The sequence below is a fragment of the Lysinibacillus sp. fkY74-1 genome, assembly GCF_053165895.1.
On the sequence record NZ_CP170173.1, the window covers coordinates 4,041,126 to 4,067,553 of the forward strand.

Sequence of the window (26,428 nt, forward strand, 5' to 3'; positions counted from 1 at the left end):
TCATCATTATTGTTCCTTCTCATCTTCGACTCAACGGTCTTCTGGATTTAGCACCTGACAAAAAGTTGGTTGCTGAAGCTTCAATGGGCCAGTCCCTCTGCTTCTCTTGATAAGAATTATTAAGTATGAATTTTTTAAATAATTAAAAGAATCATATCGTTTACAGACGTATGAGTCAAGACTATTTCTCACAACAAAGAATTTTTCCGCTTAAAAACTTAAAGATTGGATAGTTCTTCCGCAAGCTCTTCACCAATTTTTTTCCCATTTTGAATGCAAGCACCAATACCTACTCCAAAATAAGAGCAACCTGCTATCGATAAATTCGGGTAGTTTTCATTTAGCTCTAGTAATAAGCCTTGCAGCGCTTCACGATGTGCTAAGTCATATTTAGGCATTTGATCAATCCACTTTGTAACATTCACAACGGTTGGTTTTTCATCGATTCCTAGGCTTTTTCGAACATCTTCTAAAGCAACCGCTGCCAATTCATCATCAGTCATATCACGTAACTGCTCATACGCCGGATTTATACTCTTATAGAATAGGCGCACAAGTAATTGATTGTTTTTCGATGTATGCTTCCACTTACGACTCGTCCAAGTTGCTGCATTACAAGTGACATCAGAATTATGAGATACAATATAGCCTGTACCATCCGCTGGTAAGTTTGCATCAGGCACATCAAAGCCCAGATAAATGGTAATGGCTGACGCTGTAGTAAACTGATTAAAATAATGTGTTAAGGAGTCGTCCTGCAATATACTTTGGACTGCCTCATTTGGTAGTGCTAGAACAACATAATCTGCCTCAATGTTTTGACCACTTGTTAAGGAAATCAAATAGTGGTTCTCCATTTTTTTGACCTGACTTGTGGCTACACCTTTAATGATGTCTACATCTGTTAATGTTTGCTCTAATCGCTCAATTAAAGAGGATAATCCATTTTGAAATGAAATAAATTTTTTATTAGCTGCTTTAACAAATTGCTCACGATTCGCATCAAAACCTTTTATGATACTTCCATATTCATTTTTATAGTCAATTAAATACGGTAAAGTGGAGGCAATAGAAAGCTGGTGTAAATCACCAGAATAGACACCTGCTAGAACTGGTGCAATTTGATTTTCCACTAGCTCTTCACCAAGGTAATAAGTTAGAAATTCCCCTATCGAGCTTTCTTTTGTAAAGCCTGCATTGGGTAAAGTTAAATCTTTTAAAGCTTCTTGTTTGGCCTGATCAGAGATAAGTGTGCTTTCTTCAAGTGATGCCACACTCATAGGTATACCGAAAGTAGAATCCGCTGGGATGGCGTGCAGCTCGTTATTTGTATAAATATAGGATATACCTGTTTCGTTGTAAACGAGATGATCTTCAAAATCTAGCTCCTGCACTAGCTCCATTACACCTTTATGGCGAGCTACAATAGAATCAGCACCAGTTTCCATAATAAAACCTTGTTCATAGGCTGAATATAATTTACCACCTAAATATGTATTTTTTTCTACGAGCACTAGCTGAACATCTAAATTTTTTTCCTTCACTTGACGTTGTAGATAATGCATTGTGCATAACCCAGTAATACCGCCACCTAATACAACAACTGTTTTCATAGTAAACCGCCCCTATTTTTAGTTCTGTCTACAGTATAAACTTATTTTCATTGAAAATTACGTTAAACCCTTTACAAATTTAGCAAAAATAGAGCTATCTCAACCGTGAGATAACTCTAGCTCAAAAGAATGATACTTACTAAACACACATTACAATGAGTACTATAGTGTTAAATATTGTTACTAGTGGTCTAGCTTTTTAAATTTTGGGCAAAGCTAGCTAATTTTTCTGCTGAGTTCGTTACTTCAGTAAAAGAAGTACCCAACCCACTTAATATACCTGCAATTGCTTGTATTTTCGTCGCCATGCAATCATTTTGATCTTTTGCTTCTGTCATTGCACCTACTATATTTGTAAATTGACCTTCCGTGTGTAACATATTATCCTCACCAGATGCCACCTCATCTTGGATATTAATGAGAGATTGCTCTAACTTCTCTGTGCGTTCACTCGTTTTTTGCAGCAATAATGCAACAGCCGTGACAGATTCCTTTGTTTGAATGGATAATTTACGTACTTCATCAGCTACTACACTAAATCCCTTCCCTGCTTCTCCGGCACGGGCTGCTTCAATAGCGGCATTTAAAGCCAACAAATTAGTCTGATTGGCAATATTGGTAACGACACTCATAATCGTTTCCATTTCCTTCGACATATCAGATAATTGTTCAATATTTTCTTCTATATCATGAAGAGATTGAATAATATTGTGCATATTTTGTGATTGTTTCTTTAAACATTCACGTCCATCCAGTGCTTGGTTTTCAGCAAGAGTAGACACTTCTAGTGATCTCTTCGCCAATTGTTCAATATCCCCAGACTGCTCGCTTAGTCTGCAAAATGAACTATTGGTTTCCTGTGAAATGGCTGCAAGTAATTCAGAAGATTGTACAATTTGTCGTTCAATTACTTCTTTTTCTTGTTCCATGTTTTCTTTATGCTGTTCCACTGTATTTTCATATGCCTCTAAAACAAGTTGTTGCTCAAAATTACAAATTTTAGAAATAGCTCTTATTGTATTAAACTGATCTTGCGGATGACCAATATGCTGTTCAACCAAGTCTATAAATGAGAGAGATAAATCTTGGAATGCGCAAATATACCATTGTGTTCTAAGCCCAATATGGACGTGCACCTTTGCAATTTTCACACGCCTTTGGTAATACACCTCATCAATCGTTCCATTAAACATTTCAATAATATGCTGCCGTAACGTTACTTTAAGCTTTTCTACAGAACTATGATGACTAATGATATTTACCAAATGTTGTTCGGTACCGATCATATTGTAAAAACGGTTTACGATGTGGTCTACATTGTCCATAACATACGGCTGGAATGCTTTTAAATATTGTAAGTCCTGCTTCGTTACATTCAGCATTTCAATTTGCTTCACCATTAATTGGCGATTAGACAGATCCATTTTCACCGTATATTGCTGTAAATCCAACGCCTTCGTCTTACTCTGTTTTTGAAAAATCACTTATCTTCCCTCTTTCGTCCCGTTTACTTTATTAGGCTGAGAAACAACAAATACCTTTTAGCATATTGATTGATACAACAAAAAATACCGATAAATAGCTTAGCATATTACTATGAGCCCATTTGCTTCAGCTATTTCATTTGTCACACTTCTTCCTCCCAAAAAAGCAGTCACACATTGTTCTATCATGAATAAAAGGTAATTTGCACCCAACTAACAGATCTTCTCTATACATTGACTACAGTCGATTTATTTATGTTTGATTCATTTCAAAATTACTCATTTACCTTAAACATTTTAAAAAATACTGTCAATTTTATCATTACCATAATTTTACATAATATGTATATAAAGTCCTTGTTGTTACATTGTATGAATATCATCAAAAAAAAGCTACCACAATATTATTGGTAGCCTTTTGTTTCATTTGTTTGTTTGATTATGCTTATTTTTTTTACCTTTTTTCTATTTTTCGATCAATCATCATTGAATTTCACTATATTAATATTTTATACCTTTATTTTAAATAATCATAAATACCTAATATCTAGCTCTCTAACAATACAAAAGGTTCATTATATACATTCGTATAAATAATCTTATTGAGCTATGAAATTTTAATATAAAATTTACAATCCCTTAAGTTCCTCTACTATTTTAGCCGCTTCTTCTATGCCAGCATCTGCAGCAAGTCTATACCACTTAAGAGCCTCCTTCAGATTTCTAGCAATGCCTTCATCATTATTATATATATGACCAAGTTGTAGCTTTGCATCTGCATCCCCTTGTAGAGCAGCCTGTTTAAACCAATGAATGCCCTTTTCAATATTTCGGATGCCTGTTAAACCTTTACTCCAAATAAAGCCTAAATCATAAAAGGCATCGATATGAAATTGCTCTGCAGCTCTTTCATACCAAAATAGACCTCGATTTATATCTTTTGCTTGATCAAGGCGCCCCTCTAGATAAATACCCCCTAGACGATACTGCGCTTCCACATATCCTGCTTCGGCAGACTTTTTATACATATTAAAAGCTGCATTTGTATCTTTATTGACTCCTAATCCTTGCTCATAAATAATTCCTAGCGTAAACATAGCCTCTGCCACATTCTTACTAGCTGCAAAATCAAACCATTTTCTTGCCAGAGTAAAATCCAGCGGCACACCCTCTCCATTAAAGTACATATCCGCTAAATTATTGGCAGCATCGGCATGCCCTTGTAAAGCAGCCCTTTCATATAAAGAAAAGGCCTGCGTGTAATTCTCCTCAACACCGACTCCCTCAAAATAAAAATTCCCTAGCACATATTGAGCATCTGCATTTCCTTGGGCTGCGGCTAATTCGAACCATTTTAATGATTTTTCAGGTTGAAAACAATTCCCTTCCTTAGCATTGTAATACTCCCCTAGCTGATATTGTGCATCCGTGTCTTGATCTTCAACCGCCTCTTTATATAAATCAATCATTACCTCATGATCTAAATCTTCTTCATCTAAAATCTTGACTTGATCATCCTGATGGTCGAAATACCATTCAACAACATCAAGTACATCATCTACAACTTCTACTCTGCTTGTTAACCTTTCGAGGGATGAAATTTGCCAAATGAGTATATAGATTGGTTGTGGAATGGCATCACGCAACACATCATCATACTCTGCTAACAACGTTAAAACATTATCCTGCACAGATTGAGTTTGATCTGAATGGACAATTTGTAAATGTCGCTGTTGCTGATCTTTTAATAACCCTCGCACTATTTGATACAGTATTTTTTGCAAGGCTGTTAAGTTAACTTCAGTGAATGTTAGTAATGTAATATTTTGAGCAAACATTGTATTTTTTGTTTGCATGATTTCTTGTAGGGACTGAATGCGTTCCTTATTGCGCTTAGCTAAAATTTGCTCGTACATTGTTTTCCTCCCTTGCACATTATGTAAAAAACTGTCTTGCCATTATTATATGGAAGACAGTTGATTTTTGGTTACACATATGCTCGCAACAGTAAGCCTATGAATAGCGTAATGATCAAAAAAACTGTCATATGGGCCCACTTATTCATTTCTAATAAGCCTATAAATTCTCTTGTAAATGCATTAGGAACATAGTAAAAGGCTGTTTTTGAGCCAACTCCTTCTGCATCTAATTTTGCTTTTTTTGCATAGAGACTTGCGCGAAATACGTGAAAATTATTTGTCACAAATATGGAACGATATTTTTCTCCTTGAGCATGTTGATCCATTATGTTTTTCGTAAAAATCATATTTTCTTCTGTATTGGTTGACTGATCTTCCATTAGAACTTTATTAGCGGGAATATCATGAACATCTAATAAATATTTTTTCATAGCCTTTGCCTCAGATACGTTTTCATCAGTCCCTTGACCACCTGAGACAATGATAAACGGTCTTTCCCCGTACTTCTTGTATTGCTTTACCGCTTCATTTAAGCGACTTGCTAAAAGTGGTGGAACTCTATCGCCAATTAATCCTGATCCAAGAGCTATTATATAGTTTGGTTCATAGCGTATAGGTGTGAAATGATACAATACAGCGTATGCTAGGACACTTGTGTATAAAAACATGGTATAGCCAAAAATTAAAAAGGCATAGAAGAAAAGAATATGCCAAAGCACATTTTCAATCTGAATAAAAATAACGAATACATACCCTATCATCATAATAACAAAACTAAGCCCCATAATAGCTAACATTAAATTCCTTACTTTACGTCCTTCCTTCTCTAACAAAACCTTACTATTGAAAAACATAGCTATAGATAACATAAACATGATACTAGGAAAGCTTCCTAGTATAATAAAAATCCCCATTTCTGATATGATGCCCTGATTATTCGGCAGTAATAAAGGAAAATGTATAATGAGCACCCTGACTATATATACACCTATCAAACCCAGAGCTACCGCGTTAAGGAAACGCCTTTTTTCTGTCAGGTACAGCAATAAAAATATGGAGATGAAGAATATGAATGTAACTAGCATCATTTCACCTCTTTCTATTATAAAATTTTCCCAAACGCTACATCTGTCACTATTTGTTCAAATTTTTTGATATTGCTTATTTATAGAAGGTATTGGTTTTATTTTTTAATAAAGTTCATGTAATATTACTATATAAGAACTAGTTTATGACCAAACCAAAAATTATATTGGAGGAATGTAAGTAATGAAAAAAATTCTTGCCGCTCTATTTGCAGCGACACTGATATTTTCCACAGTTGGTGCAACATTATTCATCTCTGACACACCAACAGCAGAGGCTAAGTCCTATAAATCAGGTAAAAAAGGCTTCTCAAATAATAACAATAGCTCAAATATCCAGAAGTCTCAGGACACTTCTAAAGATCAAAAAAATGCCACAACAAATAAAAACAATACCAACTCAACAAATAAAGCTGATACAACTAAAAAAGGTGGTTTCTTCTCGGGTGGTCTTATGAAAGGTTTAATGCTTGGGGGACTTGCAGGTTTATTATTCGGTAGCTTATTTAGCGGTATGGGTTTACTTGGAAACATCTTAGGATTGCTCATTAACGTAGCTGCAATTGCTGTTATTGTGATGCTAGTCGTAAAAATTATGAATATGTTTAAAGATAAAAAACGCAAAGAGGAAGCCCAATGGCACAAATAATTAACGAACAAGATATTATTAACGCTATTTGTTTATCTCAAGCGTATTATAAGAGCATTCGCCCAGAGGATGTTATCGTCGAATTGACATATGATGATGGCACAGGCTTCGGTGCGGAGGTTGAAGTAAATGGTCAAATCGAAATACTCAATACAGGAGCCATGATTGGTGCCTTACGTGTTTGGATAAAAGATGTTCTACATGGTGATCCTTTTTCAACAGGTATTGAACTTGTTTTAGACGACGAAGAAGGCATTATAGCTAAACTTTCATAAAAATATAGCCGTACAATGAATCTTTCACCAGATTCATTGTACGGCTATTTTACTTTTTCAAACGTTTCTTAACCGCAACCGCTTCCTCCTCATTTAAGGAAAAGTCTACGATAGAGCGGCCAAGCGTGAGCAACATAATAAACATTACACCCGTACCTACAATAAGATAGATCATGGTAAAAATCTTGGAGAACGAGGTTGTTGGGTATAGCCCCGTTTCTACGCCTGTTGGAATCAAGCTGACTACGGCAAAATACATGGCATCTAGCCAATGCCACCCCTCTGTCCCCTTGTAAAACAACGTACCCGATAGAATGATGAGGAATAGAGTTGTAAATAATGAAAGAAACTGGGGTCTTTTAAATGACCGCCACAATCCTTTAACTAATCTTTTGGTAGATAAAATAAATGATAACATCCTCATTTTCCTTTCTTTAATTCAGTAAACTCTATATAAGTACGAATTAAAAGTATTGCTTATATTCATATATTATCCTCTAACCCAGGTATTTACCTACTATAATTTTATCTAGACAAATCTTATATCTTTTAATCATAAAAAAACACCCTATAACTATCATTAGAGGGTATTCAACACATTTATTTTTAAACCTGATCTAAATTGTAGTAATTTAGGACAAGTTCAATCTCATTTTTATCCTTATCGCTTATTATTGTTTAGTTTATGTCGCTATAGCATTTGCGGTATACAGTTGAACTGTGTAATGGCGCTTCAATCATTACGAAAATCTTTTCCAAAGAAAAACCGGTGGTGAACAACACTGTCAGGCAGGTCCTCGTCACTTGACAGGTAATGAAAACGTTGCTGAAAAAGTTGTATGACGAATAAAAAACATAGAAGCTTTCATTTATCACGAAAACGTTAAAAGGTAGAGGCGCCATTTCACCTCTACCTTTGATGGTCTACTTATTGAATAATTGATTCAGATTCACCATTATTTTAGCTGCTTGCCCTCTTGTAGTTGAAGCCGCTGGTGAATACTTCTGTCCATCTCCGGACACAATTCCTAGCTCAAATAACATCGTGATGGCATGTTTTGTCTCTGCATTATAAGATGTAATATCTGTAAATGGTGAACTTCCTTGGACAATATAAGGCTGTTTAAATTGTTGCTCATAGGCACGCTCAATCATTACTGCTAATTCAGCGCGGCTTACAGGTCTTGCAGGGTTGAATTTCCCATCGGCACCCTTAATAATGCCATGTGCATACGCTGCCGCAATTTCCGACTGTGTTTTCGCATCATATTTGGCGATATCTGTAAACGGCGTCTTTTCCTGTGTTGATATCCCCAGACTTCTCACTAGTATTGAAGCTACTTGTGCTCGTGTCACATTTTGATTAGGTTTAAATGTACCATCTGGATAGCCATTCATCATCCCCGCTTCTGCTGCTTGTTGAATATACTCTTTTGCCCAATGATGAGCTGTATCTGTAAAACGTATCGTTTCTCTAGTAGTGAAAGCCGCTGTTGGATTTTGAACACTTTCATTACCAGCAGCATCAATTGCTTTTATTGTAATAGTGTAGTCTGTATTCTCAGTCAGATCCGTAAGTGTCATCTCTGTTGTATCAGCAGTTACTGTTGAAGCTAATTTCCCATTTACATATACTTGGTAATTTTCCACACCTACATTATCCGTCGCTTCTCGCCAACTTATATCCACAGTTTTATGATCTCTCACATGTACTTGAATAGCATTTGTTACATCCCATAAGGAACTAGTTTTTATGATTGGTAAAAATGCCTCATTGGCTACTGCGAAATAACCGGCTTCACTTAAATGAATATTTTCTGGATTTGGAAGATAGCTTGGAACATCCTTTGCTACAATATCAGATGTTGGTACAAAAAATGCTCCAGCCTTTTCAACTGTCGTTTTAATGGTTGTATTCATTGTAGCCAATAGTATTTTAAATTGATTTTGTAGGCTCTCACCATAATAGGGGAACGAATTGTAATAGCCCATCACATAAACTTCTGCTTGTGGATTTAGTTTTTTTATTTCAGTTAAAATTGCTGCAATATTGGTTACAGCCTCTTTTGTAGCCTTTATAATGGCTAGTGTATCAATTCCCGCTGTCTGTGATTCTTTTAATATTGGCAGTAAATCATTAGCACCAATAGTTAACGTAATAATCTCTGCCTCTTTAATAGATGCTTTTAATTTAACCTGTTCAATGGGATAGCCAAAACCTGTCACTGTTTTTGCAACATCATTTTGTATATCTGCCAACACATTTTTTGTTGTATAGCCTGACATCGCAAAGCCTTTATTAAAAGAAGTAATGAAACCCTCTTTTTGTAAAGCTTGTGCAACATAATCTGGGTAGCCTAATCCGATTGCACCGACCTCATTCATCCCATGTGCAATTGAATCACCTAGAGCTACATAATCTGCCTGAGTAGTCCAACTTGGTGCTATGTAATCTCCTGTTTCTTCAGCATTCGCAACGACAGGTATCGTTAATTGTAATGCTAGCATACTAGTAGCTAAAAATTGGCATTTCTTTGAAAGTTTCATACACTCTCTCCCCTACCTAAAAATAGTAATTGTTTTAACTATTTTACTAGAAGAAGGATAAAAATAGGTTAAAAACCCAGCAATGTTTTTTAATCATTTTTGCTATTCCATGTGTACCTTCCCATAAATTCCTCCACCACCAACTTCAATATCTAAATGACCTGTTCTTGCCGCATCAATTAATTTGGCTATTTTATATGGCACTATTTGTTCAAGCTGTTCCATGGTAACTTGGTGTAAAATATTCATCTCTGTTCCGAAAGCATGTAGTAGTCTTTCCATCATTTTTGGGCCAATCCCTGGAATAAAATCGAGCGGTACTTGATGGATATACGGTGGTCTATTTTTTTCATGTGGAAAATTCTCTGATAACTCCTGAATACGTGTAGCAACGCCTTTTATGATTTGCGTACTTTCACAGTTCGTACAAATCATAGCCTCGTTACTAAGCTGTTCTCCACATTTACTACAAACTGTCTGATGATATTTACCTAGCAATGGATTTAAGCCATAATTGGCTATTATGGCTCGTCCCTGTTGATCACGGAGAGCCATTTGTAATTCTATAAAATTTGCATCTGCTAATCGTAATTTTTGATACTCACGTGCCAGTTTTCCAAGAGAATGAGCGTCAGAATTACTCACGAATGGATAGGATTGAAGCTCTTTAATCTGGCGTACCATGTTTGTATCTGAGCTTAACCCTAATTCAATGGCATCTATTAGCTGCGGATCAAAAACCTCTGTTAAACTGCGATGAACACCTTTCCCATATAAACTTTTAAATGGGGTAAATACATGTGCAGGGATAAATAGCCCTCCCAACTCACGGACCTTTTTTTGTAATGTCCTTCCTTCACAGTAAATTCGTTGTGAGCTTAAATGAATGTTTTTCATATGCTGAGACATCCAATCTGAAAATTGTTCCATTCGCAATAATGTAGGAAAGTAAGCAAGTACATGAATGGGACCATGACAATGATGGTCATAGATTTCTATTTCTGAACCAGGAATCAGTGTCGTTTCTTGAAAACGTAGTCCACCCTCTGCCAGCTCCACCAGTTCTCCTTGGTCAATCATCACTTTCATTTCTTCTATTACCTCGGGCGAATGGCAATCAATAATACCAATGATGTCCAGTCCCTTTCTTGCACTAGCAGTCTCCAATATACGGGCTAATGTCAACGTTTTACTGCCAGTAATTTTCACGGCACGCCCTTTGGCTGTACGACCAATATGAATATGTAAATCAGCATAGAATTCTTTCATGTTCATTCACTCCTTAAGCGCTACTTAAACGAAAATACCTTACATGACTGCAAGGCATTTCACATTTTATTATGATGGATGATTATTGGTTGTGCTATTATTTTCCTCATAAGCCCCAGAGCTGTGTGGGGGTGTAGATGATGAATCATAGGCAACTAATGTGACACCCATTTTTTTCTCCAGTTCATTAATTTTCGCAAGTTGCTGTGAATCTAATTGTGCAAATTTAATGTCTTCCATTGTCATCAATCCTTTCAAATATAAAGTTCCCCGAATTTAAAACAACTATACTTACCTAAAAAATGACTGACTATCAGTCATTTTTCGTTGACATTCATTTTTCTCTCCTGTAACATACTAATAAAGATGGCAAAAGTGAGGGATATCATGTCAAAGGAAGAAAAAATTATTCAAGCAGCCATTGAAGTATTTCGAGAAAAAGGTATTGAAAAAACAAAGGTTTCAGATATCGTAAAGGCCGCTGGTATTGCACAAGGAACATTTTATCTTTATTTCCCATCGCGCCTTTCAGTTATGCCTGCTATTGCAAAAAATATGGTAGAGCGCATTATAGCGACTGTCGAAGAAGGAGTTTCAGATCATAAACCCTTTGAACAGCAGCTTGAAGAAGTGGTTGAAATGATTTTCTTAATTACGAAAGAATATGGAGATATCGTTGCACTTATTTATGCGGGTATTGCACAAACTGAGCATTTGAAAGAATGGGAAAACATCTATTCACCCTACTATCATTGGATGAGTAATTTCTTATTAACGGCTCAACAGCAAGGAGTCATACGAGATTCCATTAACCCATCACGTTCAGCCAAGCTTATCATTGGGCTAATTGAATCTGCTGCCGAACAAATTTATTTGTTTGACGATAGTAAGGATGAAACCATGCAACAGCTTAAACTTGAGCTTCTAGACTTTTTATATCATGCACTTGGCCTACGTCACGCATAAGTGGCGTTCTCTTTTACCTCAAAAATGACTGAATGTCAGTCATAATATTTTACTATGAAAGGAATTTATTTATGCAAAAAGAATGGATGTATGTAGGACTAACAAGTTTATTTGAATTGTTCTGGATATTCGGTTTTAATGTAGCAAATTCATGGTGGCATTGGATCATTATTGTATCTATTATCGCTATTGATTTTCACTTCTTATCAAAGGCTTGTGAAAAACTTCCTACTGGTACTGTCTATGCAATTTTCGCTGGAGCAGGTGCAATCGGAACGACCTTAATGGATATTTTTATTTTCAATGGTGACTTTAATGCGATTAAGGGGATATTTATGGTTATTTTAGTGTTGGGCGTTATTGGCCTAAAATTGGCGGATAATCCATCGAAAGATCCTAGTACGACAAAAGGAGTGGATGCATAATGGGCTGGGTATTCGTTATATTAGCAGCAGTGGCGGAAATAGTCGGTGTCATTGGTTTACGCTTTTATAGTCAACATAAAACCGTCCGAAATTTATTATTATACATCGGAGGCTTTGGTTTATCTTTTGCACTTTTATATGCTTCCTTCAATTATTTACAATTAAGTATCGCCTATGTTGTTTGGGTTGGTATTGGAACTGTAGGTGCCGTGCTTGTCAATATTATGTTCTTTGGGGAATCTAAAAACCTTGCACGAATCATCAGTATCGTTGCAATTATCATTGGAGTTGCAGGTTTAAAAGCAGTATCTTGATATTTGATTACAAAGGGCGCCCTCTTAATGAAGTGGCGCCCTTTTTATTTAGATGATGTTAAATGATTGAGGCAAGACAATTGTGATTACTAAATAGGGTTGGTCCTTCTTGCAAATTGTTCAGGGACATATGTAAGATACGGTTTACCCGTCAGTGTATGTGTTTGAATATCTGCAAATACTCCAAATACTTCTTGCAGTAATGATGGTGTAAGCACTTCTTCTGGTGTACCATGACAAACAATGCGTCCACGCTGTAAAACATAAATTTGATCACAGTACATTGCGGCGATATTCAAGTCATGCAAAGCGGCTACTACTGTTAGATGTAAGGTTTGAATTAAGTCCATCAACTGAAGTTGATGTTGAATATCTAAATGATTTGTTGGTTCATCTAATATAAGTACGTGTGCTTGCTGAGCAAGTGCTCTTGCCACCATGACACGCTTCTTTTCCCCACCGGAAAGTGAGCTAAAGCTTCGTTTCGCGAGATGCAATATACCCGTTTGCTTGAGAGCATTTTTAACAATTTGAAAATCCTGTTCCTGATCAAGCTCTAAAAGCTTTTTATGTGGAGTCCTTCCCATACTGACTAAATCGTGAACAGTAAAGTCAAATAATACAGGTGTTTCTTGACTCACAACGGCTAAATTTTTAGCAATGGCTTTACTAGATTGCTTTAAAATATCTTGTTCATTTAACAAGACTGTCCCACTTTCCGGCTTTAGGAGACGATACATATTTTTAAGCAAGGTCGACTTCCCACTACCATTAGGGCCGATTAACCCGACAAATTGCTTTTTCTTTATTTTTACACTTACCTCGTGAAGTATTTGCTGATCGTAAATGGAGAATGATACTTGTTTTGCTTCTAATGTCATGGAACTTAATCTCCTTCACCGAAAGAATAATTGTTACGACGGAGTAACCAAATGAAAAATGGTCCTCCACAGAAAGCTGTAATAATACCGATTGGCATCTCCTGTGGGGCAATTATAATGCGAGCTAAAGCATCTGCCCAGACTAAGAATATCCCTCCTAATAAAGCACTGACCGGTATTACATATTTATAGTTAGAACCGACAATTAACCGTACTATATGCGGAATAATTAATCCCACAAATCCGATAGAACCACTGACTGCTACAAGTACCCCCGTTAAAAGAGAGACAAGTAATATGAGCTGTATGCGAAATTGTTGAAGATTGACTCCTAATGTTACAGCAGCCTCTTCCCCAAGTAATAGCAAATTTAAATTTCGATAAAATAGCCATAAAAGGGCAAACACTATGAAAAAGATGGAAGCTGGAATAATAATATTACTCCATTTAGCTCCAGCTAAGCTACCTAACATCCAAAACATAACGGCCTTTAATGCACCCTCTTGCTTTGACATCATTAATATAAAATTAGAAATGGCTGTTAATATAAAGGAAACTGCCATTCCTGCCAATAGCAAGCGAAAAATCGAGACCCTGCCACCTACGCGCGATAAGAAAAACACTAACCCAATCGCAAGCAAAGACCCTATAAAAGCTGATACAGAAAGTGCGTAAATACCTAAAAATGAAAAAGCACCTAAAATAATTACTGAAGTTGCTCCAACTGCTGCTCCTGAAGAAATTCCTAATATGTACGGGTCTGCAATGGAATTTCTTACAAGTGCCTGAATTGCTGCCCCTGCAATGGCTAAACCCGCTCCAACAATAGCCGCAAGGATGACACGGGGTACTCTTATTTGCCATATAATAATTTCCTGTGAGCGACTCCAATCCTGCTCTATTGTGTGTTGTATAAAGGGTAATTTTGAAAGAATTACTTTCCATACATATAATGGCGTCACAGAAACAGATCCTACCATCACAGCAAATGTCATGGATACGATTAATACTAAAAGAAGCACTAAAGAAAATAACATAAATTTTTTATTCATTCATTAAACTCCTACTAAGATGATGAATGAAGCAATTAAATATACTTTCGCATGATTTTGGCCAGATCCTCTTACTTCAGTTAGCACTCAATAAAAAAAGGGCATTTCGTGCAAAATATGCACAAAAATACCCTCGAATAAACAAAGTCAGAAAATCCAGCTATTGTCCGTAATTGCTTGCATCCTCGTGGGCATTACAGGTATTACTTATTGGCAGGTCTCCTGGCTTCGATTCATCATCCTATAATTAGCCTTCCCATTTTAATAGTGGCAAATAAACATGATAGGACTCCTCGTTACAGTTGCGGGACAGCATCGGACTTCCACCGATTTCCCTTTTAAGCGACATTGTTTCAAATGTCACACCAATAGTATGTGAAGTTATAAAATTATGACGATTCTATCATACATTTTTATAGATACTTAGTCTACAAGGAATTTCCAGCATACTTGAGTTAACAATGAACGAAAATTAAGTTGACACAAAAAACTTAGTTTTTTACACTATCGGTAAGTACTCTGAAATAAGAGGTGAAATCATGACAACAGCAACAAATCAAAGTCATCAAAAATTAAGAACTGTAGATATGGCATATATTGGATTATTTTCTACCCTTATGATGATCGGCGCCAATATAACTTCCTTTGTACCCTTTATGACAGTGGGAGGAGTACCGATTACTCTCCAAACCCTTTTTGCCATTTTAGCAGGACTTATTTTGGGTAGTAGAAAGGGAGCGCTTGCCTGCACAGTTTATATGTGCATTGGATTAGCAGGAGCCCCTGTCTTTGCTCGCTTTGGTGGAGGCTTTAGTCAACTATTAAGCCCCACATTTGGATTCATTATTACCTTTATTTTAGCAGCGTATATGGCTGGATTAATGGTAGAACGAAGTGGTACAAGAAAAAGCTATATTCTAGCGGCATTTTTGGCAACTGCTCTCAATTATTTAATAGGTACCAACTGGCTGTTTATTGCATACAAACTATGGGCCAGTGCGCCAGAGGATTTTTCCTATAGATTAGCTTGGCTCTGGATGATCCCCCCACTTCCAAAAGATATTATTTTAGCTATTTTCGCTGGTTTTTTAGCGTACCGACTGCAAAAAACATTGAAAATCTTACCCATTCAATAACGCTTACACCCACTTCTTTAGTTAATGGACTAAAGAAGTTTTTTGTAATCGTTAATGTTCATCCTTTCTGCATATTTGTTTGTTACAGTAAGGGCAAATAGAAAGGAGAATCTCATATGACATTCAAACGAAGGTGGTCAGGTGGACTATTATTAGCAGTTGTTTTACTAACTTTATCAGCTTGTTCTGAAGATAAAACGGAGCCTTCATCAACTTCAAATAATACTCCAGAGTCGGAGCAACAAACAGAAATGGATCACTCCACGATGAACCATTCTAGCTCAGCAGAAGTACCAGCTACATTAACAAAGGCTGAAGATCCAACATTTCCGGTAGGAAGTACCGCTTTGATTAAAGATGGGCATATGGAAGGGATGAAAGGTGCTGAAGCGACAATTGTTGGTGCCTATAAAACTACAGCCTATATTATTTCTTATAATCCAACATCTGGTGGCGAACGTGTAGAGAATCATAAATGGATTATCCATGAGGAATTAATTGATGTAGGAGAAGCGCCTTTATCCTCTGACACAGAGGTAAAAACGACTGCTACTCATATGGCAGGAATGAAAAACGCGACTGTCCGAATTGAAGAAGCTGTACCAACCACTGTTTATATGGTTGATTATATTTCTACGACGAATGGTGAAACAGTGAAAAATCATAAATGGGTAACAGAAGATGAGTTAACAGCGCAATAATCCGAACAACCTCTCCCAATAGATTTGGCAGAGGTTGTTTTCTAGTTTTTATGTTCTAAAGGCTTTCGATCCGCAAACTTATGCCATTTATAGCCGATTCCCCAAACAGTTTGCAAATAATCATCAGCAGGAAAACCGCTTTTTCTTAATTTTTCACGTAAATTTCGGACATGGGAATCGATAGTGCGATCCTCAATGGATACATGATATCCCCAAACTGTATTAATAAGATGTTCCCTTGAAAATACTTTATTTTGATAATCTAGAAATAAGGACATCATGGAAAATTCTTTTGGTGTTAATGGGATGGCTTCTTGTTGAAAATATAATTCAAAGGATTCTTTATCTAAGCGTAACCCCTCAAAGACAACGACTTTGTTTTCTACTTTGGTTCTCCTTAATACAGCATGTATACGTGCTAATAGCTCTTCCTCATCGAAAGGTTTTAATATATAATCATCTGCCCCAATGTTTAATCCTTTTACAATATCCGAGTGCTCTCCTTTTGCCGTAAGCATGATGATAGGTACATGCCAAAACTTCCTGATTTCTTGGCACACTTGAAATCCATCCATCTCTGGCATCATAATATCCAAAAGAACTAAATCAACATGCTCTTCCTCTAGATATATGAGCGCATCATGAATGGACGACATGGCTCTACAATGAAACACGGGCTCTAAATAAAGAGTCAATAAATCTAACATTCTTGGTTCATCGTCTATGCATAAAATGGTTTTCATCCGATCCTACTCCTTTAAACGATAATTCAAAAACAGTCCCTTTATTTAGTTCACTTTTAACCGTCACTTCTCCCCCATGGGCCTGTACGAGTTCCTTAACAATTGCAAGACCTAATCCAGAGCCACCTAAAGCACGACTTCTAGATTTTTCTACACGGTAAAAGCGCTCAAAAATAAACGGTAAATCTTTGTTGGGAATCCCTCTTCCTGTATCACGAATAATAATCGTTAAAACACCATTGACCTTCTTAACATTTACCGTGGTAGTATCTCCCTGTCCGCAATAGGTCAATGCGTTATTTAATAGATTGATTATTATTTGCTCTAATCTTGCCTCATCTGCCCATAACGTTAAGCCGTTTTCACAGCATACCTCAAAGTGGATATCTTTTTCTTGAAAAGCAGGGCTTAATTTCCCCTTAATGCCAGTAAAAAAAGCCTGTAAATCTAGATTTTGTTTTTCAATTATAAAGGAGTTTTCATCCATTTTAGCTAGATCAAATAAATCCTTTATTAAACGAGAAAGTCTATTTGTCTCTTCCCGTATAATGGCTAAATATTTTTGTCGATCCTGCGCTGATAAATCACGTTTATAAAGAATATCGGTATAGCCTTTAATAAAGGTTATCGGTGTACGAAGCTCATGGGCAATACTAGATAAAAACTCTTCGCGTTCCTGCCTTAAATGATTTAACTCATTGGATAGTAGCTGAATGGCATTCGATAAATCTCCAAGTTCATCTTTGCCATTTGTAGAAAGAGCGACAGTAAAATCCCCTTTACTCATTTTCAAAGTGGCCTCTTTCATCTGAATTAATGGTTCCGCAAGTTTTCTAGATAACACAATGATGACAGCAATGGTTACTAAACCAGAGACGATGCCCACAATAAGAAAATGTTTATTTAAACGTTTCATTAAAGCATGGATTGAGTCTGTATTTTGAAACATAAAGACATAGCCAATCGTTGTCTGCTCTCTTTTCATTGGACTAATAGTAGCAATAGCTTTTACCTCTCGCCAGTTATCTTGTAGAATCTTTCCCTCGTATGGAATAGTCTCATCTATTTTCTTTATCAGCTCTTTGATTTCAGGATGTAGTTGCGAGGAGGCTAAAATGATCCCCTCAGCATCTGTCACCACTACATCTGTAGATTCTTCCGATTCCATCAGGACGACATGTGCTAATGTTTCGTTATTAAAGTTCTGTTCTAATATTGTGCGATGTGAGTTTCCTCTCGCTTGCAAACTTGCTAATTCTTCTTCGACTCTAGAATTAGTCAATGAGGCGTGTAAAAAAAACATCATAAATGTTTCAATACAAAATAATGTAATGAAAAAGATGATGCCTAGCTTTAGTGATAATTTTCTCATCTGTAACCACCATTTTAGAGTTTCTTACTAGTATATCGGCAAAATATGAAGATTTCATGCAGAAAAAAACTCGATCCAAACAGAAAAAGACCCATAAGTATACTATAAACTTATGGGTTAGGTTTTAAATTAAATGTATTTTTTTGACCAGTTTAAGAAATTATCGATGACTACATCTAAGAATTTCACTGTACCCTCATCCGTCAAATTACCTTCTTCATCAAATTTAGTATGCACAGCACCGATATAAACATCATTACCACTTAGTAATGGTGAATTAATACCAGGTGAGAATAATATATCACGCAGATGTAATTGTGCTTTAACAGTACCTAAATTCCCCATAGATGCACCCATTATAATAGATGGCTTGCCAATCATTACTTTATCTACACGAGATAACCAGTCAATTGCATTAACCATCACACCTGGAACAGTTCCATTATATTCTGGTGTTATCCATAACACTGCATCTGCAGCCTTTACTTTCGCTTTAAAATCAAGTACTGCTTGTGGTGCTTCATTTTCGATATCTTGGTTGTACATCGGTAAATCCTTCAGACTTAACACTTCTAGATCCAATTTCTCGGCATAACGTTTTTCAATAAATTGAGCTAATTGCATATTATAAGATTCTTTACGGATACTCCCTACGATGGCTACTACTTTCACGATGTTTCCTCCTAAATGTATATTATTCATAGTATTTATATAACTTTTGTAATTTTATACCACTTTAATAATAAGTGGCAAATTCTTCGACTGGCTTACGATAACCGCGTAAACGACGACTGCTTTCTTTTTCTTTCCCAATAGTAATCATGAGAGCTATTTCTTGCTCTTCGGGCACATTGAAAAGCTCACGCATTTTTTGATTATCGAAGCCTATCATAGGACAAGTGTCCCATCCGCGATTTTTCGCTGCTAGCATAAATAACATTGCTGACAAAGATGCATTTCGAATCGCTTCTTCTTTCATAAATGCATCGCCGCGATCTTCATAAAAGTGAGTATTCTCAGCAACTATTTCTTCTAACTCATATGTTGTGATAATCCCTAAGTCCACCATACCCTGACTTAGTTCAGCCGTGTTTTTATAAGCTTTTTTATCACCTAATACAAGAATGACCCCAGAAGCTGAATGTACTTTATATTGACCATATGCAGCTTCTCTTACTTTTTCCTTCATAGTCTCATCTAACACAACGATGTAATTGGCATGCTGTAAGTTAAAAGCTGACGGAGCAAGTTTAACATCCTCTAAAATTGGACGTATATCTTCCTCAGTCATTTTTACGTCCTTTAAAAAATTGTTCGCCGATCGACGCTTATCAATTAATTTGGAAAATTCCATTCATTAAACCCCCAATCCAATATGTAACCATTCAGTAGAGAAAAAATTGTCTACTGAATAAAATAATATTACTCATATTCTTTATCGAACGTAATGGAACTTCTTACAGTATCTATAGGGCGAACAAGGCCTTCAATTTGGGTACGTTTTGGTTCTAGGAATGGTGGTAATGAAAGTTTTTCTCCTAAAGTTTCGTACGGCTCATCTCCCATAAATCCTGGGCCATCTGTTGCTAACTCAAATAAAATTTGTGGCGCTACACGTGCATATAATGATTCAAAGAAATGACGATTTACATAGCCAGATGTGTGGAAACCAAAGCTTTCAAAACGCGCAGTCCATTCATCTAATACTGCACGATCCTCTACACGGAAGGCTGCATGGTGAACAGTACCAAAACCTTGGCGCGCTACTGGTAACACAGTGTTGTGTTCTACAATCACTTGGGCTCCATTTCCACCCTCACCTACTTCAAATAGATGGAAGTCACCCTCCTCCCCAATCTCGGTAAACAGCATTACTTTTTCTAAAACATCTTTAAAGTAATTGAAATTAGCTACGCGAATAAATACTGGTCCTAAACCTGTAATAGCATATTTAAGTGGAATAGGACCGACCTGCCAAGGCGTACCTGATGCAATTCCTGTATCATGCTCATCAGAAATAAGCTGATACTGCTGATCATCAAAATCCACGAATGATAATGTTTTTTTACCAAACTGCTCTTTAATACCAGTATGCTTTACATGCAATCGATCAAAGCGCTTTTCCCAATATTCTAAGGAAGCATCTGTTGGCACACGGAAGGAAGTCTTTGAAATTTCGTTCGTACCATGTACACCTTTTTGAATGTTAGGGAAATCAAAAAACGTCATATCTGTACCAGCACTACCTTTATCATCTGCAAAGAATAAATGATATGTTTGAATGTCATCCTGATTTACTGTTTTCTTCACTAAACGCATTCCTAATACATAGGTAAAGAATTTATAGTTTTCTTCAGCACTGCTTGTAATAGCCGTTACGTGGTGTACACCTTTTAAATGGTTCATAAAATTCTCCTCCTATTATCTCGAAATCGAGATATTTATTTAAATTTTTTTAATGTTCATTAGCATTTTTGCCAACCTTTTTAAGGGACAAAATCATTGTATCCAGCTCCTGAGGCTCCAATACTTCAAATATTTCATTTATTTTTTGTTCATGCTTAGGGAAAATCTCTTCCACTAAAATTTGTCCCTCATGTGTAAGCAATACATAAGTGACACGTCGATCTCTAGGGCAAGATTTGCGATATACATAGCCTTTTTGTTCAAGCTTATCAATTACATACGTAATACTACTGCTAGCAATTAATATTCTTTTGCCGATTACTTGAATGGGCTGCTCGCCACGATGATACAGAAATTCAAGGACTGAAAATTCGGTTTGATTTAAGTCAAATTGAAGTAAATCCCTTTTTGTTGCTTCCTGAATCGTTTGATATGCTCGGAACAAGACCGTAAATGCTTTTAAGTTACGATTGTCTTCCTTCATACGACTCCCTCACTTATTTCGAATTTAATTATCTTTAATTCGAGATAATAATAACATATCCATTTTTAATCAGCAATCATTTTGTTTCGTATTTTAATTGTGAGCTGAAAATGTTTGTGATCATCCTCTGCGGGTAGAAGGTAGTTGTAACTTATAAAGGAGGATTCTATAAAATGAAAAAAGATATCAATCAAAAACAACATCAATTAGAAGCATTCCGAGTAAGTGATAAAAATCAACCACTCACAACCAATCAAGGGCTAAAAATAGCTGAGGATGAACATTCTTTAAAGGCTGGCAATCGAGGTCCTACTTTACTAGAGGATTTTCATTTTCGTGAAAAAATGACGCATTTTGATCATGAACGTATTCCAGAAAGAGTCGTTCATGCACGTGGATCGGCTGCACACGGGATTTTTGAAACCTATGAATGTGCAAGTGACATTACAAAAGCACAATTTTTAAATGGTAAAGGAACGAAAACACCTGTCTTTGTTCGTTTTTCGACCGTTGCAGGCTCAAGAGGCTCCGCTGATACCGTCCGCGATGCACGTGGCTTCGCTACAAAATTTTATACACAGGAAGGTAATTATGATTTGGTCGGAAATAACATTCCTATATTTTTTATACAAGACGCTATTAAATTCCCCGATTTCGTACACGCAGTAAAGCCCGAACCAAATAACGAAATTCCTCAAGCTCAAAGTGCCCATGATACATTTTGGGATTTTATTGCAAACAATCAGGAATCTGCCCATATGGTTATGTGGCATATGTCAGATAGATCAATTCCACGAAGCTATCGAATGATGGAAGGTTTCGGTGTGAATACTTATCGTTTCATCAATTCTGAAGGGAAGTCCCATTTTGTTAAGTTTCATTGGAAGCCTGTTCTAGGTGTTAAATCGTTAGTATGGGATGAGGCACAAATCATAGCTGGTAAAGATCCTGATTTCCACCGCAGAGACTTATGGGAATCCATTGAACGAGGGGATTATCCGGAGTGGGAACTCGGCGTGCAGCTTATTCCGCTCGAAGATGAATTCAAATTTAATTTTGACATTTTAGATGCAACGAAAATATGGCCTGAAGAAGAAGTTCCTGTCCGTATCCTTGGCAAAATGACGCTTAATAAAAATGTGGACAACTTTTTTGCTGAAACAGAACAAGCTGCATTTCATGTAGGACATGTTGTACCTGGCATTGACTTCTCTAATGATCCTTTATTACAAGGCCGCTTATTCTCCTATACAGATACACAGTTAATAAGATTAGGTGGCCCAAACTTTCACGAGATCCCTATTAATAAACCCATCTGTCCCTTCCATAATAATCAACGAGATGGCTATGGTCGACAAACGATTAATGTTGGGCAAGTTAGCTACCATAAAAATTCCTTAGCTGATAATACACCGTCCCCTGTCTCTGAGGAAGAAGGTGGCTATACACATTATGAGGAAAAAGTAGAGGGACATAAGGTACGCGCCCGCAGTGAAAGTTTTAAAGACCACTTTACACAAGCTAGGTTATTTTGGCTGAGTATGACAGAGATTGAAAAGGAACATATCATCAATGCTTTTAGCTTCGAACTGGGAAAAGTAAAAAGCAAAGCCATTCGAAAACAAGTTGTTGATATGTTTGCTCATGTCAGCCATTCCCTTGCTACAGCTATTGCAGATAATATTGGTATCGTACCGCCTGTACAAGTAGAGGTCCCGCACATAATGCAAACTTCCCCTGCTGTTAGCCAAATCTTGAATGCAGTAGAAAGTGTCAAAACTTTTAAAGTAGCGGTGATTGTAGCAGAAAATACGGAAGAAAACTTAAATGAGCTAATAGCTACACTGCTGAGCAAAAATATAGTAGTTGAATTAGTTAGTACAAAACAGGGGTTACTAAATGGCTTTGAGATTCATGAAACATTTGCCACTGCTTCTTCCGTACTTTATGATGGGATTTACGTTTCTGGTTCCTTCCATGATTTGAATCAACAAGCTAAAGCAGAGCAATTTATTGAAGAAGCCTACCAGCACTTTAAAACAATTGGCCTTGCTAAAAATGTATCGTTTTCACAGCATCTCGCCAATAAAAATGGGGTTGCTAATAACTTACCTTCTTTTATTCAACTCCTTGCAAAGCATCGACATTGGGAACGTTAACGTTCATACATGTAAAAGCCAGCTAACGCTTTAGCTGGCTTGTCTCATTTTTAAGGTAGTCGTTTGAATTCCTTCTCATTTCCGTCCATAAACTCTACTTCGACTTCAATGGACTGATAGTTATCTTCAATATTAAAAACTTTAATTACTTGATCAATCACTTCATCATTTGGAGTGGTAGAATCAAAATTTAACTGCTTAAATAACGGCTCTAGTTTTGTATAGGCTTCATCACCCTGTAACTTTACATTTTGTCGATCATCCTGTAACTTCGCTGAGATACCTGTTTTTTTATTTTCATACTCTACCTCGTATGACTCCGTAGCAGAATAATCAACATCTAATGAAAACTCTAAAAAATTGAATGTCACTTGGTCTGTAGGCGTATCACCAGTCTGTTGTGAAGCATTCTGATCTGCCGGCGCATTAGTAGGTACATCCTTCACCTCTTCTTTGTTACAGCCATACAATATAACCATTACGAAAGAAATCGCTAATAATAATTTTAATTTCATCTAGTTGTACACTCCTTTCTTTTCATATTATTTCCCCATTCTGCTATAAACTAACCCCAAAAGGGCATCTCCTCTAATGAGGAAATGCCCTTTTTATGACATATAACTTAATAATAGAAGTTGCGATCAACTTTATTTTCTTGAATAGCCTTTGCTAAACGGACTGTTGAGACAGCTAAATCAGCATATGACACACTCTTCGTAGCATTAAAGTTATTTTGCTGTGCGTCAATCAGACCCATACCATTTGCTAATGCAATATAGCCTGTATACGCTGGATCAATTGAAGCTGCATCAGCAAAGTTTAATTTATAAATATCCTTATACTTAGCAACATTGTCTAATTGTAATAGTTTGATTGACCACTCTGCGAACTCTTGACGACTCAGAGTAGCATCTAATGCAAATTGATTAGCTGGCTGAATGATGCCCATTTTAACAGCTTGCTCTACTACCCCATAGAGAGGATGTTTTTTATCAATATTGTTGAAGGATTGCTTTTCTCCATCTCCACTACCATAGTAACCATATGTTAAGGAATGCAATAAAATTTTCAATGCTTCTCCTTTTGTTACAGCAGCGTCCGCATTAAAGTTTGCTATATCTTTTACATCTAACACATTTTGATTGAATAAATAGTTCAACTCTTTGGCAGCTGTTGGATGAGAAATAACTGGTTTCTCTGTGGAGCCATCTACATTATTTAGCCATTCACCAGACACAGCATCTATCTGGTTATATAAACTGCCATTGTAAGTAGGCGCATAGACTAAATCGTAATGTAGTTTACTCTCTGTATCTTGTTTTACATATTGTAATTGCAATGTAAGTGCTTTGCTATAAGCTTCTTTTGCTTTGTCAGCTGATATGACATTTTTAATCGGCTGCCAGTTATCTATCTTCTGCTTATTAACACTTAATGAGCGTAAGGTTCCATCAGCCCCAATCCCTACATGTAAACCATCTCCTACAACTGCAATTCCATTCATGATGCGTGGGAAGGTGAAGTAATAGTCCTTACTATATTGATCAAATACAGCATCCTCTATTGGCATTGAATATTCATGTAAATACGAAGGTGCCCATTCCTTTAAGTAATCGATTGCCTTCTTCAATGCAGCGTCCTTAGAAATAGCGTTTACTTTGTTATCTGTTAAAAAGTCTCTTGATAGGTCATGATACTGAACTAGCTCACCTGTCGCCTTATTAATTTCTAAAGAGCTACCCGATCCACCATTGCCATACATATACGTATAGTTTACAGAGTAGATCGTCTCACCATTGTCATTTTCTCTTTCATCTACTAAATCGATCGTAAGCTTTGCTTTACTCTCATCAACTTTTAAGAAATTTTTTGCGAATTCTTCAGCTTCAGTTGCCGTTATACCGTTCTTTCTTGGAGGTAGCGGTTGTGCTGAAATTTTTTCAACACTCTTTGTCTTCGGCAACTGTTCAGTGAAGCCATTTGCTGTCTGCCATTGCCCATTAAGAGCATGTACACCATTGAACCCTGTAACAGGCGCATAAACAAGCTTCACGTTACTTTGGTCAGATCTGTAATCATAATCAATATAATAACGAAGTTCCATAGCTAGGTTTTCACGAACTTGCGCCAACACATCTTCTTCTTTCTTTTTTTGATCTAAATTATCAAAAGAAGCTTTACTAATAGACTCTGCATTACTAGACATCCCGGTAACATCACCATTTGCCAGAACATTAATAGTTATACTTTGATCTCCAATAAGAACCCCATTATAAATTGGTGAATAGGTAAAGGAGTAAGTAATTGGTTCTGATAACGGTCTAGTAATATTAAAACCATATTCGTTATTATCATCTCGAAGTTTAAAATTATCCGAATTCACAAATTTACCCAGGAATTTTTGCGCAATTTTTTGTGCTTCATTCTCTGAATACTTTGCTGGATAGATTGCCTCTGCCATATTTGCAGGCTGATAATAAAAGTGTTCTAATTCTAAATCATCACCCTTAAATACAAAACTACCATGTACATCTTTACCTTTAATGGTTTTATAGAAATTTAGTTCATATCGAACCGTTGTATCATCTCTATAGAAATGTCCAGGTCCAGAATTAAAATCTTGATCCGCTACAAATTTGAACTCTTCCGGGAATAGTGAACGGAGCTTTTTTATCAGCATATTTTTTGTAATTTTTGTTTCAGTTGAAGCTACTTGAATTTCAATACGCTCCGATGATTCCTTTACATTTGCTGATGCCTGCGATATTGGTGCTAGCATACCAACAGAAAAAGCTGTTGATGTTAAAATGATTCCTAACTTTTTAAATTTACCCAAAATATCCCTCCTAAAATACAATTTACCATAATTATAATACAGATTCCTATATTTAGAAACAATTTTACAGATAATTACCAACTACGCAGAAAATACATTGGGTAAACCCTAT

Annotated in this window: 26 protein-coding genes and 2 riboswitches; of the genes, 8 read left to right on the plus strand and 18 right to left on the minus strand. The window is 36.4% G+C overall.

Annotation, left to right across the window (positions count from 1 at the left end; genetic code table 11):
* Positions 1–16: 16 nt before the first annotated feature.
* Positions 17–116, minus strand: a riboswitch (SAM riboswitch).
* A gap of 102 nt (positions 117–218) precedes the next feature.
* The 4 genes from ACE1MS_RS19995 to ACE1MS_RS20010 form a co-directional block, all read right to left on the minus strand.
* On the minus strand, positions 219–1,613 hold the full coding sequence (locus ACE1MS_RS19995) for a protoporphyrinogen oxidase (protein ID WP_031416356.1): 1,395 nt from the start codon (positions 1,611–1,613) through the stop codon (positions 219–221).
* Positions 1,614–1,804: 191 nt separating this feature from the next.
* Positions 1,805–3,097: a globin-coupled sensor protein gene (locus ACE1MS_RS20000; RefSeq protein ID WP_012291975.1), complete on the minus strand. Its 1,293-nt coding sequence runs from the start codon at positions 3,095–3,097 to the stop codon at positions 1,805–1,807.
* A 629-nt stretch (positions 3,098–3,726) separates the two neighbouring features.
* Positions 3,727–5,013 carry an SEL1-like repeat protein gene (locus ACE1MS_RS20005; RefSeq protein WP_031416355.1) on the minus strand — a complete coding sequence of 429 codons (1,287 nt, stop codon included), beginning with the start codon at positions 5,011–5,013 and terminating at the stop codon, positions 3,727–3,729.
* A gap of 71 nt (positions 5,014–5,084) precedes the next feature.
* Positions 5,085–5,891, minus strand: coding sequence for a YdcF family protein (locus ACE1MS_RS20010; protein WP_230584424.1), 807 nt, complete (start codon positions 5,889–5,891; stop codon positions 5,085–5,087).
* A gap of 394 nt (positions 5,892–6,285) precedes the next feature.
* Between ACE1MS_RS20010 and ACE1MS_RS20015 the strand changes: the two genes are divergently transcribed.
* Together ACE1MS_RS20015 and ACE1MS_RS20020 are read left to right on the plus strand one after the other, a co-directional pair.
* A complete protein-coding gene (locus ACE1MS_RS20015) occupies positions 6,286–6,750 on the plus strand; it encodes a hypothetical protein (RefSeq protein ID WP_008176901.1) in 465 nt (154 codons plus the stop codon).
* Entirely contained in the window at positions 6,738–7,025 is a 288-nt protein-coding gene (locus tag ACE1MS_RS20020) for a DUF2653 family protein (RefSeq protein ID WP_031416350.1), read from the plus strand. The genes ACE1MS_RS20015 and ACE1MS_RS20020 overlap by 13 nt, the downstream gene beginning before the upstream one ends.
* A 49-nt stretch (positions 7,026–7,074) precedes the next feature.
* Here ACE1MS_RS20020 and ACE1MS_RS20025 read toward each other — a convergent pair whose 3' ends face one another.
* The 4 genes from ACE1MS_RS20025 to ACE1MS_RS20040 form a co-directional block, all read right to left on the minus strand.
* Positions 7,075–7,449 (minus strand): ion channel, encoded by a 375-nt coding sequence (locus ACE1MS_RS20025; RefSeq protein ID WP_230584423.1) that lies wholly within the window; start codon positions 7,447–7,449, stop codon positions 7,075–7,077.
* A 500-nt stretch (positions 7,450–7,949) separates the two neighbouring features.
* Positions 7,950–9,572, minus strand: a complete 1,623-nt coding sequence (locus tag ACE1MS_RS20030; protein ID WP_198695858.1) for an S-layer homology domain-containing protein — start codon at positions 9,570–9,572, stop codon at positions 7,950–7,952.
* Between the two features lie 102 nt (positions 9,573–9,674).
* Complete coding sequence (locus tag ACE1MS_RS20035; protein ID WP_447402581.1) at positions 9,675–10,841, minus strand: endonuclease Q family protein; 1,167 nt, start codon at positions 10,839–10,841, stop codon at positions 9,675–9,677.
* A gap of 69 nt (positions 10,842–10,910) precedes the next feature.
* Positions 10,911–11,081, minus strand: a complete 171-nt coding sequence (locus ACE1MS_RS20040) for a hypothetical protein (RefSeq protein WP_196243869.1) — start codon at positions 11,079–11,081, stop codon at positions 10,911–10,913.
* Positions 11,082–11,225: 144 nt separating this feature from the next.
* Here ACE1MS_RS20040 and ACE1MS_RS20045 point away from each other — a divergent pair, with 144 nt between their 5' ends.
* The 3 genes from ACE1MS_RS20045 to ACE1MS_RS20055 all read left to right on the plus strand — a co-directional run bounded on the left by ACE1MS_RS20045 (position 11,226) and on the right by ACE1MS_RS20055 (position 12,546).
* Entirely contained in the window at positions 11,226–11,807 is a 582-nt protein-coding gene (locus ACE1MS_RS20045) for a TetR family transcriptional regulator (protein WP_036162504.1), read from the plus strand.
* A 71-nt stretch (positions 11,808–11,878) separates the two neighbouring features.
* A complete protein-coding gene (locus tag ACE1MS_RS20050; RefSeq protein WP_012291966.1) occupies positions 11,879–12,232 on the plus strand; it encodes a DMT family transporter in 354 nt (117 codons plus the stop codon).
* Entirely contained in the window at positions 12,232–12,546 is a 315-nt protein-coding gene (locus ACE1MS_RS20055) for a DMT family transporter (protein ID WP_012291965.1), read from the plus strand. The genes ACE1MS_RS20050 and ACE1MS_RS20055 overlap by 1 nt, the downstream gene beginning before the upstream one ends.
* 89 nt (positions 12,547–12,635) lie before the next feature.
* On the opposite strand, the gene ACE1MS_RS20060 is transcribed toward ACE1MS_RS20055, so the two are convergent.
* On the minus strand, positions 12,636–13,427 hold the full coding sequence (locus ACE1MS_RS20060) for an ABC transporter ATP-binding protein (RefSeq protein WP_012291964.1): 792 nt from the start codon (positions 13,425–13,427) through the stop codon (positions 12,636–12,638).
* A 5-nt stretch (positions 13,428–13,432) separates the two neighbouring features.
* Positions 13,433–14,479 (minus strand): FecCD family ABC transporter permease, encoded by a 1,047-nt coding sequence (locus ACE1MS_RS20065; RefSeq protein ID WP_031416342.1) that lies wholly within the window; start codon positions 14,477–14,479, stop codon positions 13,433–13,435.
* 195 nt (positions 14,480–14,674) lie between these two features.
* Positions 14,675–14,864: riboswitch (cobalamin riboswitch) on the minus strand.
* 154 nt (positions 14,865–15,018) lie between these two features.
* Between ACE1MS_RS20065 and ACE1MS_RS20070 the strand changes: the two genes are divergently transcribed.
* Together ACE1MS_RS20070 and ACE1MS_RS20075 are read left to right on the plus strand one after the other, a co-directional pair.
* Complete coding sequence (locus tag ACE1MS_RS20070) at positions 15,019–15,615, plus strand: biotin transporter BioY (protein ID WP_036216403.1); 597 nt, start codon at positions 15,019–15,021, stop codon at positions 15,613–15,615.
* A 116-nt stretch (positions 15,616–15,731) separates the two neighbouring features.
* The gene (locus ACE1MS_RS20075; protein WP_099806287.1) at positions 15,732–16,316 is read left to right on the plus strand and encodes a YdhK family protein; all 585 of its coding nucleotides are present in this window, start codon (positions 15,732–15,734) and stop codon (positions 16,314–16,316) included.
* A 41-nt stretch (positions 16,317–16,357) separates the two neighbouring features.
* On the opposite strand, the gene ACE1MS_RS20080 is transcribed toward ACE1MS_RS20075, so the two are convergent.
* The 6 genes from ACE1MS_RS20080 to ACE1MS_RS20105 form a co-directional block, all read right to left on the minus strand.
* The gene (locus ACE1MS_RS20080; RefSeq protein WP_031416338.1) at positions 16,358–17,059 is read right to left on the minus strand and encodes a response regulator transcription factor; all 702 of its coding nucleotides are present in this window, start codon (positions 17,057–17,059) and stop codon (positions 16,358–16,360) included.
* Complete coding sequence (locus tag ACE1MS_RS20085; RefSeq protein WP_036164146.1) at positions 17,031–18,431, minus strand: ATP-binding protein; 1,401 nt, start codon at positions 18,429–18,431, stop codon at positions 17,031–17,033. The genes ACE1MS_RS20080 and ACE1MS_RS20085 overlap by 29 nt, the downstream gene beginning before the upstream one ends.
* Before the next feature lie 129 nt (positions 18,432–18,560).
* Positions 18,561–19,103, minus strand: a complete 543-nt coding sequence (locus ACE1MS_RS20090) for an NADPH-dependent FMN reductase (protein ID WP_036160389.1) — start codon at positions 19,101–19,103, stop codon at positions 18,561–18,563.
* Positions 19,104–19,167: 64 nt separating this feature from the next.
* A complete protein-coding gene (locus ACE1MS_RS20095) occupies positions 19,168–19,785 on the minus strand; it encodes a nitroreductase family protein (RefSeq protein ID WP_012291958.1) in 618 nt (205 codons plus the stop codon).
* Positions 19,786–19,853: 68 nt separating this feature from the next.
* Positions 19,854–20,837, minus strand: a complete 984-nt coding sequence (locus ACE1MS_RS20100; RefSeq protein ID WP_012291957.1) for a ring-cleaving dioxygenase — start codon at positions 20,835–20,837, stop codon at positions 19,854–19,856.
* A 49-nt stretch (positions 20,838–20,886) separates the two neighbouring features.
* Positions 20,887–21,321, minus strand: a complete 435-nt coding sequence (locus ACE1MS_RS20105) for a MarR family winged helix-turn-helix transcriptional regulator (RefSeq protein ID WP_197148531.1) — start codon at positions 21,319–21,321, stop codon at positions 20,887–20,889.
* A 173-nt stretch (positions 21,322–21,494) separates the two neighbouring features.
* Here ACE1MS_RS20105 and ACE1MS_RS20110 point away from each other — a divergent pair, with 173 nt between their 5' ends.
* The gene (locus tag ACE1MS_RS20110) at positions 21,495–23,480 is read left to right on the plus strand and encodes a catalase (RefSeq protein ID WP_031416335.1); all 1,986 of its coding nucleotides are present in this window, start codon (positions 21,495–21,497) and stop codon (positions 23,478–23,480) included.
* Positions 23,481–23,530: 50 nt separating this feature from the next.
* On the opposite strand, the gene ACE1MS_RS20115 is transcribed toward ACE1MS_RS20110, so the two are convergent.
* Positions 23,531–23,995, minus strand: coding sequence for a YusW family protein (locus ACE1MS_RS20115; RefSeq protein ID WP_012291954.1), 465 nt, complete (start codon positions 23,993–23,995; stop codon positions 23,531–23,533).
* 107 nt (positions 23,996–24,102) lie between these two features.
* On the minus strand, positions 24,103–26,316 hold the full coding sequence (locus tag ACE1MS_RS20120; RefSeq protein WP_036160386.1) for a YcdB/YcdC domain-containing protein: 2,214 nt from the start codon (positions 26,314–26,316) through the stop codon (positions 24,103–24,105).
* Positions 26,317–26,428: the final 112 nt, after the last annotated feature.

Bases quoted from the DNA above. Each gene is read 5' to 3' on its own strand.
- ACE1MS_RS20010 (WP_230584424.1), bottom strand. From the start codon at position 5,891: ATGTTTATGTTATCTATAGCTATGTTTTTCAATAGTAAGGTTTTGTTA.
- ACE1MS_RS20040 (WP_196243869.1), bottom strand. From the start codon at position 11,081: ATGGAAGACATTAAATTTGCACAATTAGATTCACAGCAACTTGCGAAA.
- ACE1MS_RS20080 (WP_031416338.1), bottom strand. From the start codon at position 17,059: ATGAAAACCATTTTATGCATAGACGATGAACCAAGAATGTTAGATTTA.
- ACE1MS_RS20030 (WP_198695858.1), bottom strand. From the start codon at position 9,572: ATGAAACTTTCAAAGAAATGCCAATTTTTAGCTACTAGTATGCTAGCA.
- ACE1MS_RS20060 (WP_012291964.1), bottom strand. From the start codon at position 13,427: ATGACATTAGAAGCAAAACAAGTATCATTCTCCATTTACGATCAGCAA.
- ACE1MS_RS20085 (WP_036164146.1), bottom strand. From the start codon at position 18,431: ATGAGAAAATTATCACTAAAGCTAGGCATCATCTTTTTCATTACATTA.
- ACE1MS_RS20065 (WP_031416342.1), bottom strand. From the start codon at position 14,479: ATGAATAAAAAATTTATGTTATTTTCTTTAGTGCTTCTTTTAGTATTA.
- ACE1MS_RS20020 (WP_031416350.1), top strand. From the start codon at position 6,738: ATGGCACAAATAATTAACGAACAAGATATTATTAACGCTATTTGTTTA.
- ACE1MS_RS19995 (WP_031416356.1), bottom strand. From the start codon at position 1,613: ATGAAAACAGTTGTTGTATTAGGTGGCGGTATTACTGGGTTATGCACA.
- ACE1MS_RS20005 (WP_031416355.1), bottom strand. From the start codon at position 5,013: ATGTACGAGCAAATTTTAGCTAAGCGCAATAAGGAACGCATTCAGTCC.
- ACE1MS_RS20055 (WP_012291965.1), top strand. From the start codon at position 12,232: ATGGGCTGGGTATTCGTTATATTAGCAGCAGTGGCGGAAATAGTCGGT.
- ACE1MS_RS20050 (WP_012291966.1), top strand. From the start codon at position 11,879: ATGCAAAAAGAATGGATGTATGTAGGACTAACAAGTTTATTTGAATTG.
- ACE1MS_RS20110 (WP_031416335.1), top strand. From the start codon at position 21,495: ATGAAAAAAGATATCAATCAAAAACAACATCAATTAGAAGCATTCCGA.
- ACE1MS_RS20035 (WP_447402581.1), bottom strand. From the start codon at position 10,841: ATGAAAGAATTCTATGCTGATTTACATATTCATATTGGTCGTACAGCC.
- ACE1MS_RS20105 (WP_197148531.1), bottom strand. From the start codon at position 21,321: ATGAAGGAAGACAATCGTAACTTAAAAGCATTTACGGTCTTGTTCCGA.
- ACE1MS_RS20100 (WP_012291957.1), bottom strand. From the start codon at position 20,837: ATGAACCATTTAAAAGGTGTACACCACGTAACGGCTATTACAAGCAGT.
- ACE1MS_RS20070 (WP_036216403.1), top strand. From the start codon at position 15,019: ATGACAACAGCAACAAATCAAAGTCATCAAAAATTAAGAACTGTAGAT.
- ACE1MS_RS20095 (WP_012291958.1), bottom strand. From the start codon at position 19,785: ATGGAATTTTCCAAATTAATTGATAAGCGTCGATCGGCGAACAATTTT.
- ACE1MS_RS20115 (WP_012291954.1), bottom strand. From the start codon at position 23,995: ATGAAATTAAAATTATTATTAGCGATTTCTTTCGTAATGGTTATATTG.
- ACE1MS_RS20015 (WP_008176901.1), top strand. From the start codon at position 6,286: ATGAAAAAAATTCTTGCCGCTCTATTTGCAGCGACACTGATATTTTCC.
- ACE1MS_RS20025 (WP_230584423.1), bottom strand. From the start codon at position 7,449: ATGAGGATGTTATCATTTATTTTATCTACCAAAAGATTAGTTAAAGGA.
- ACE1MS_RS20075 (WP_099806287.1), top strand. From the start codon at position 15,732: ATGACATTCAAACGAAGGTGGTCAGGTGGACTATTATTAGCAGTTGTT.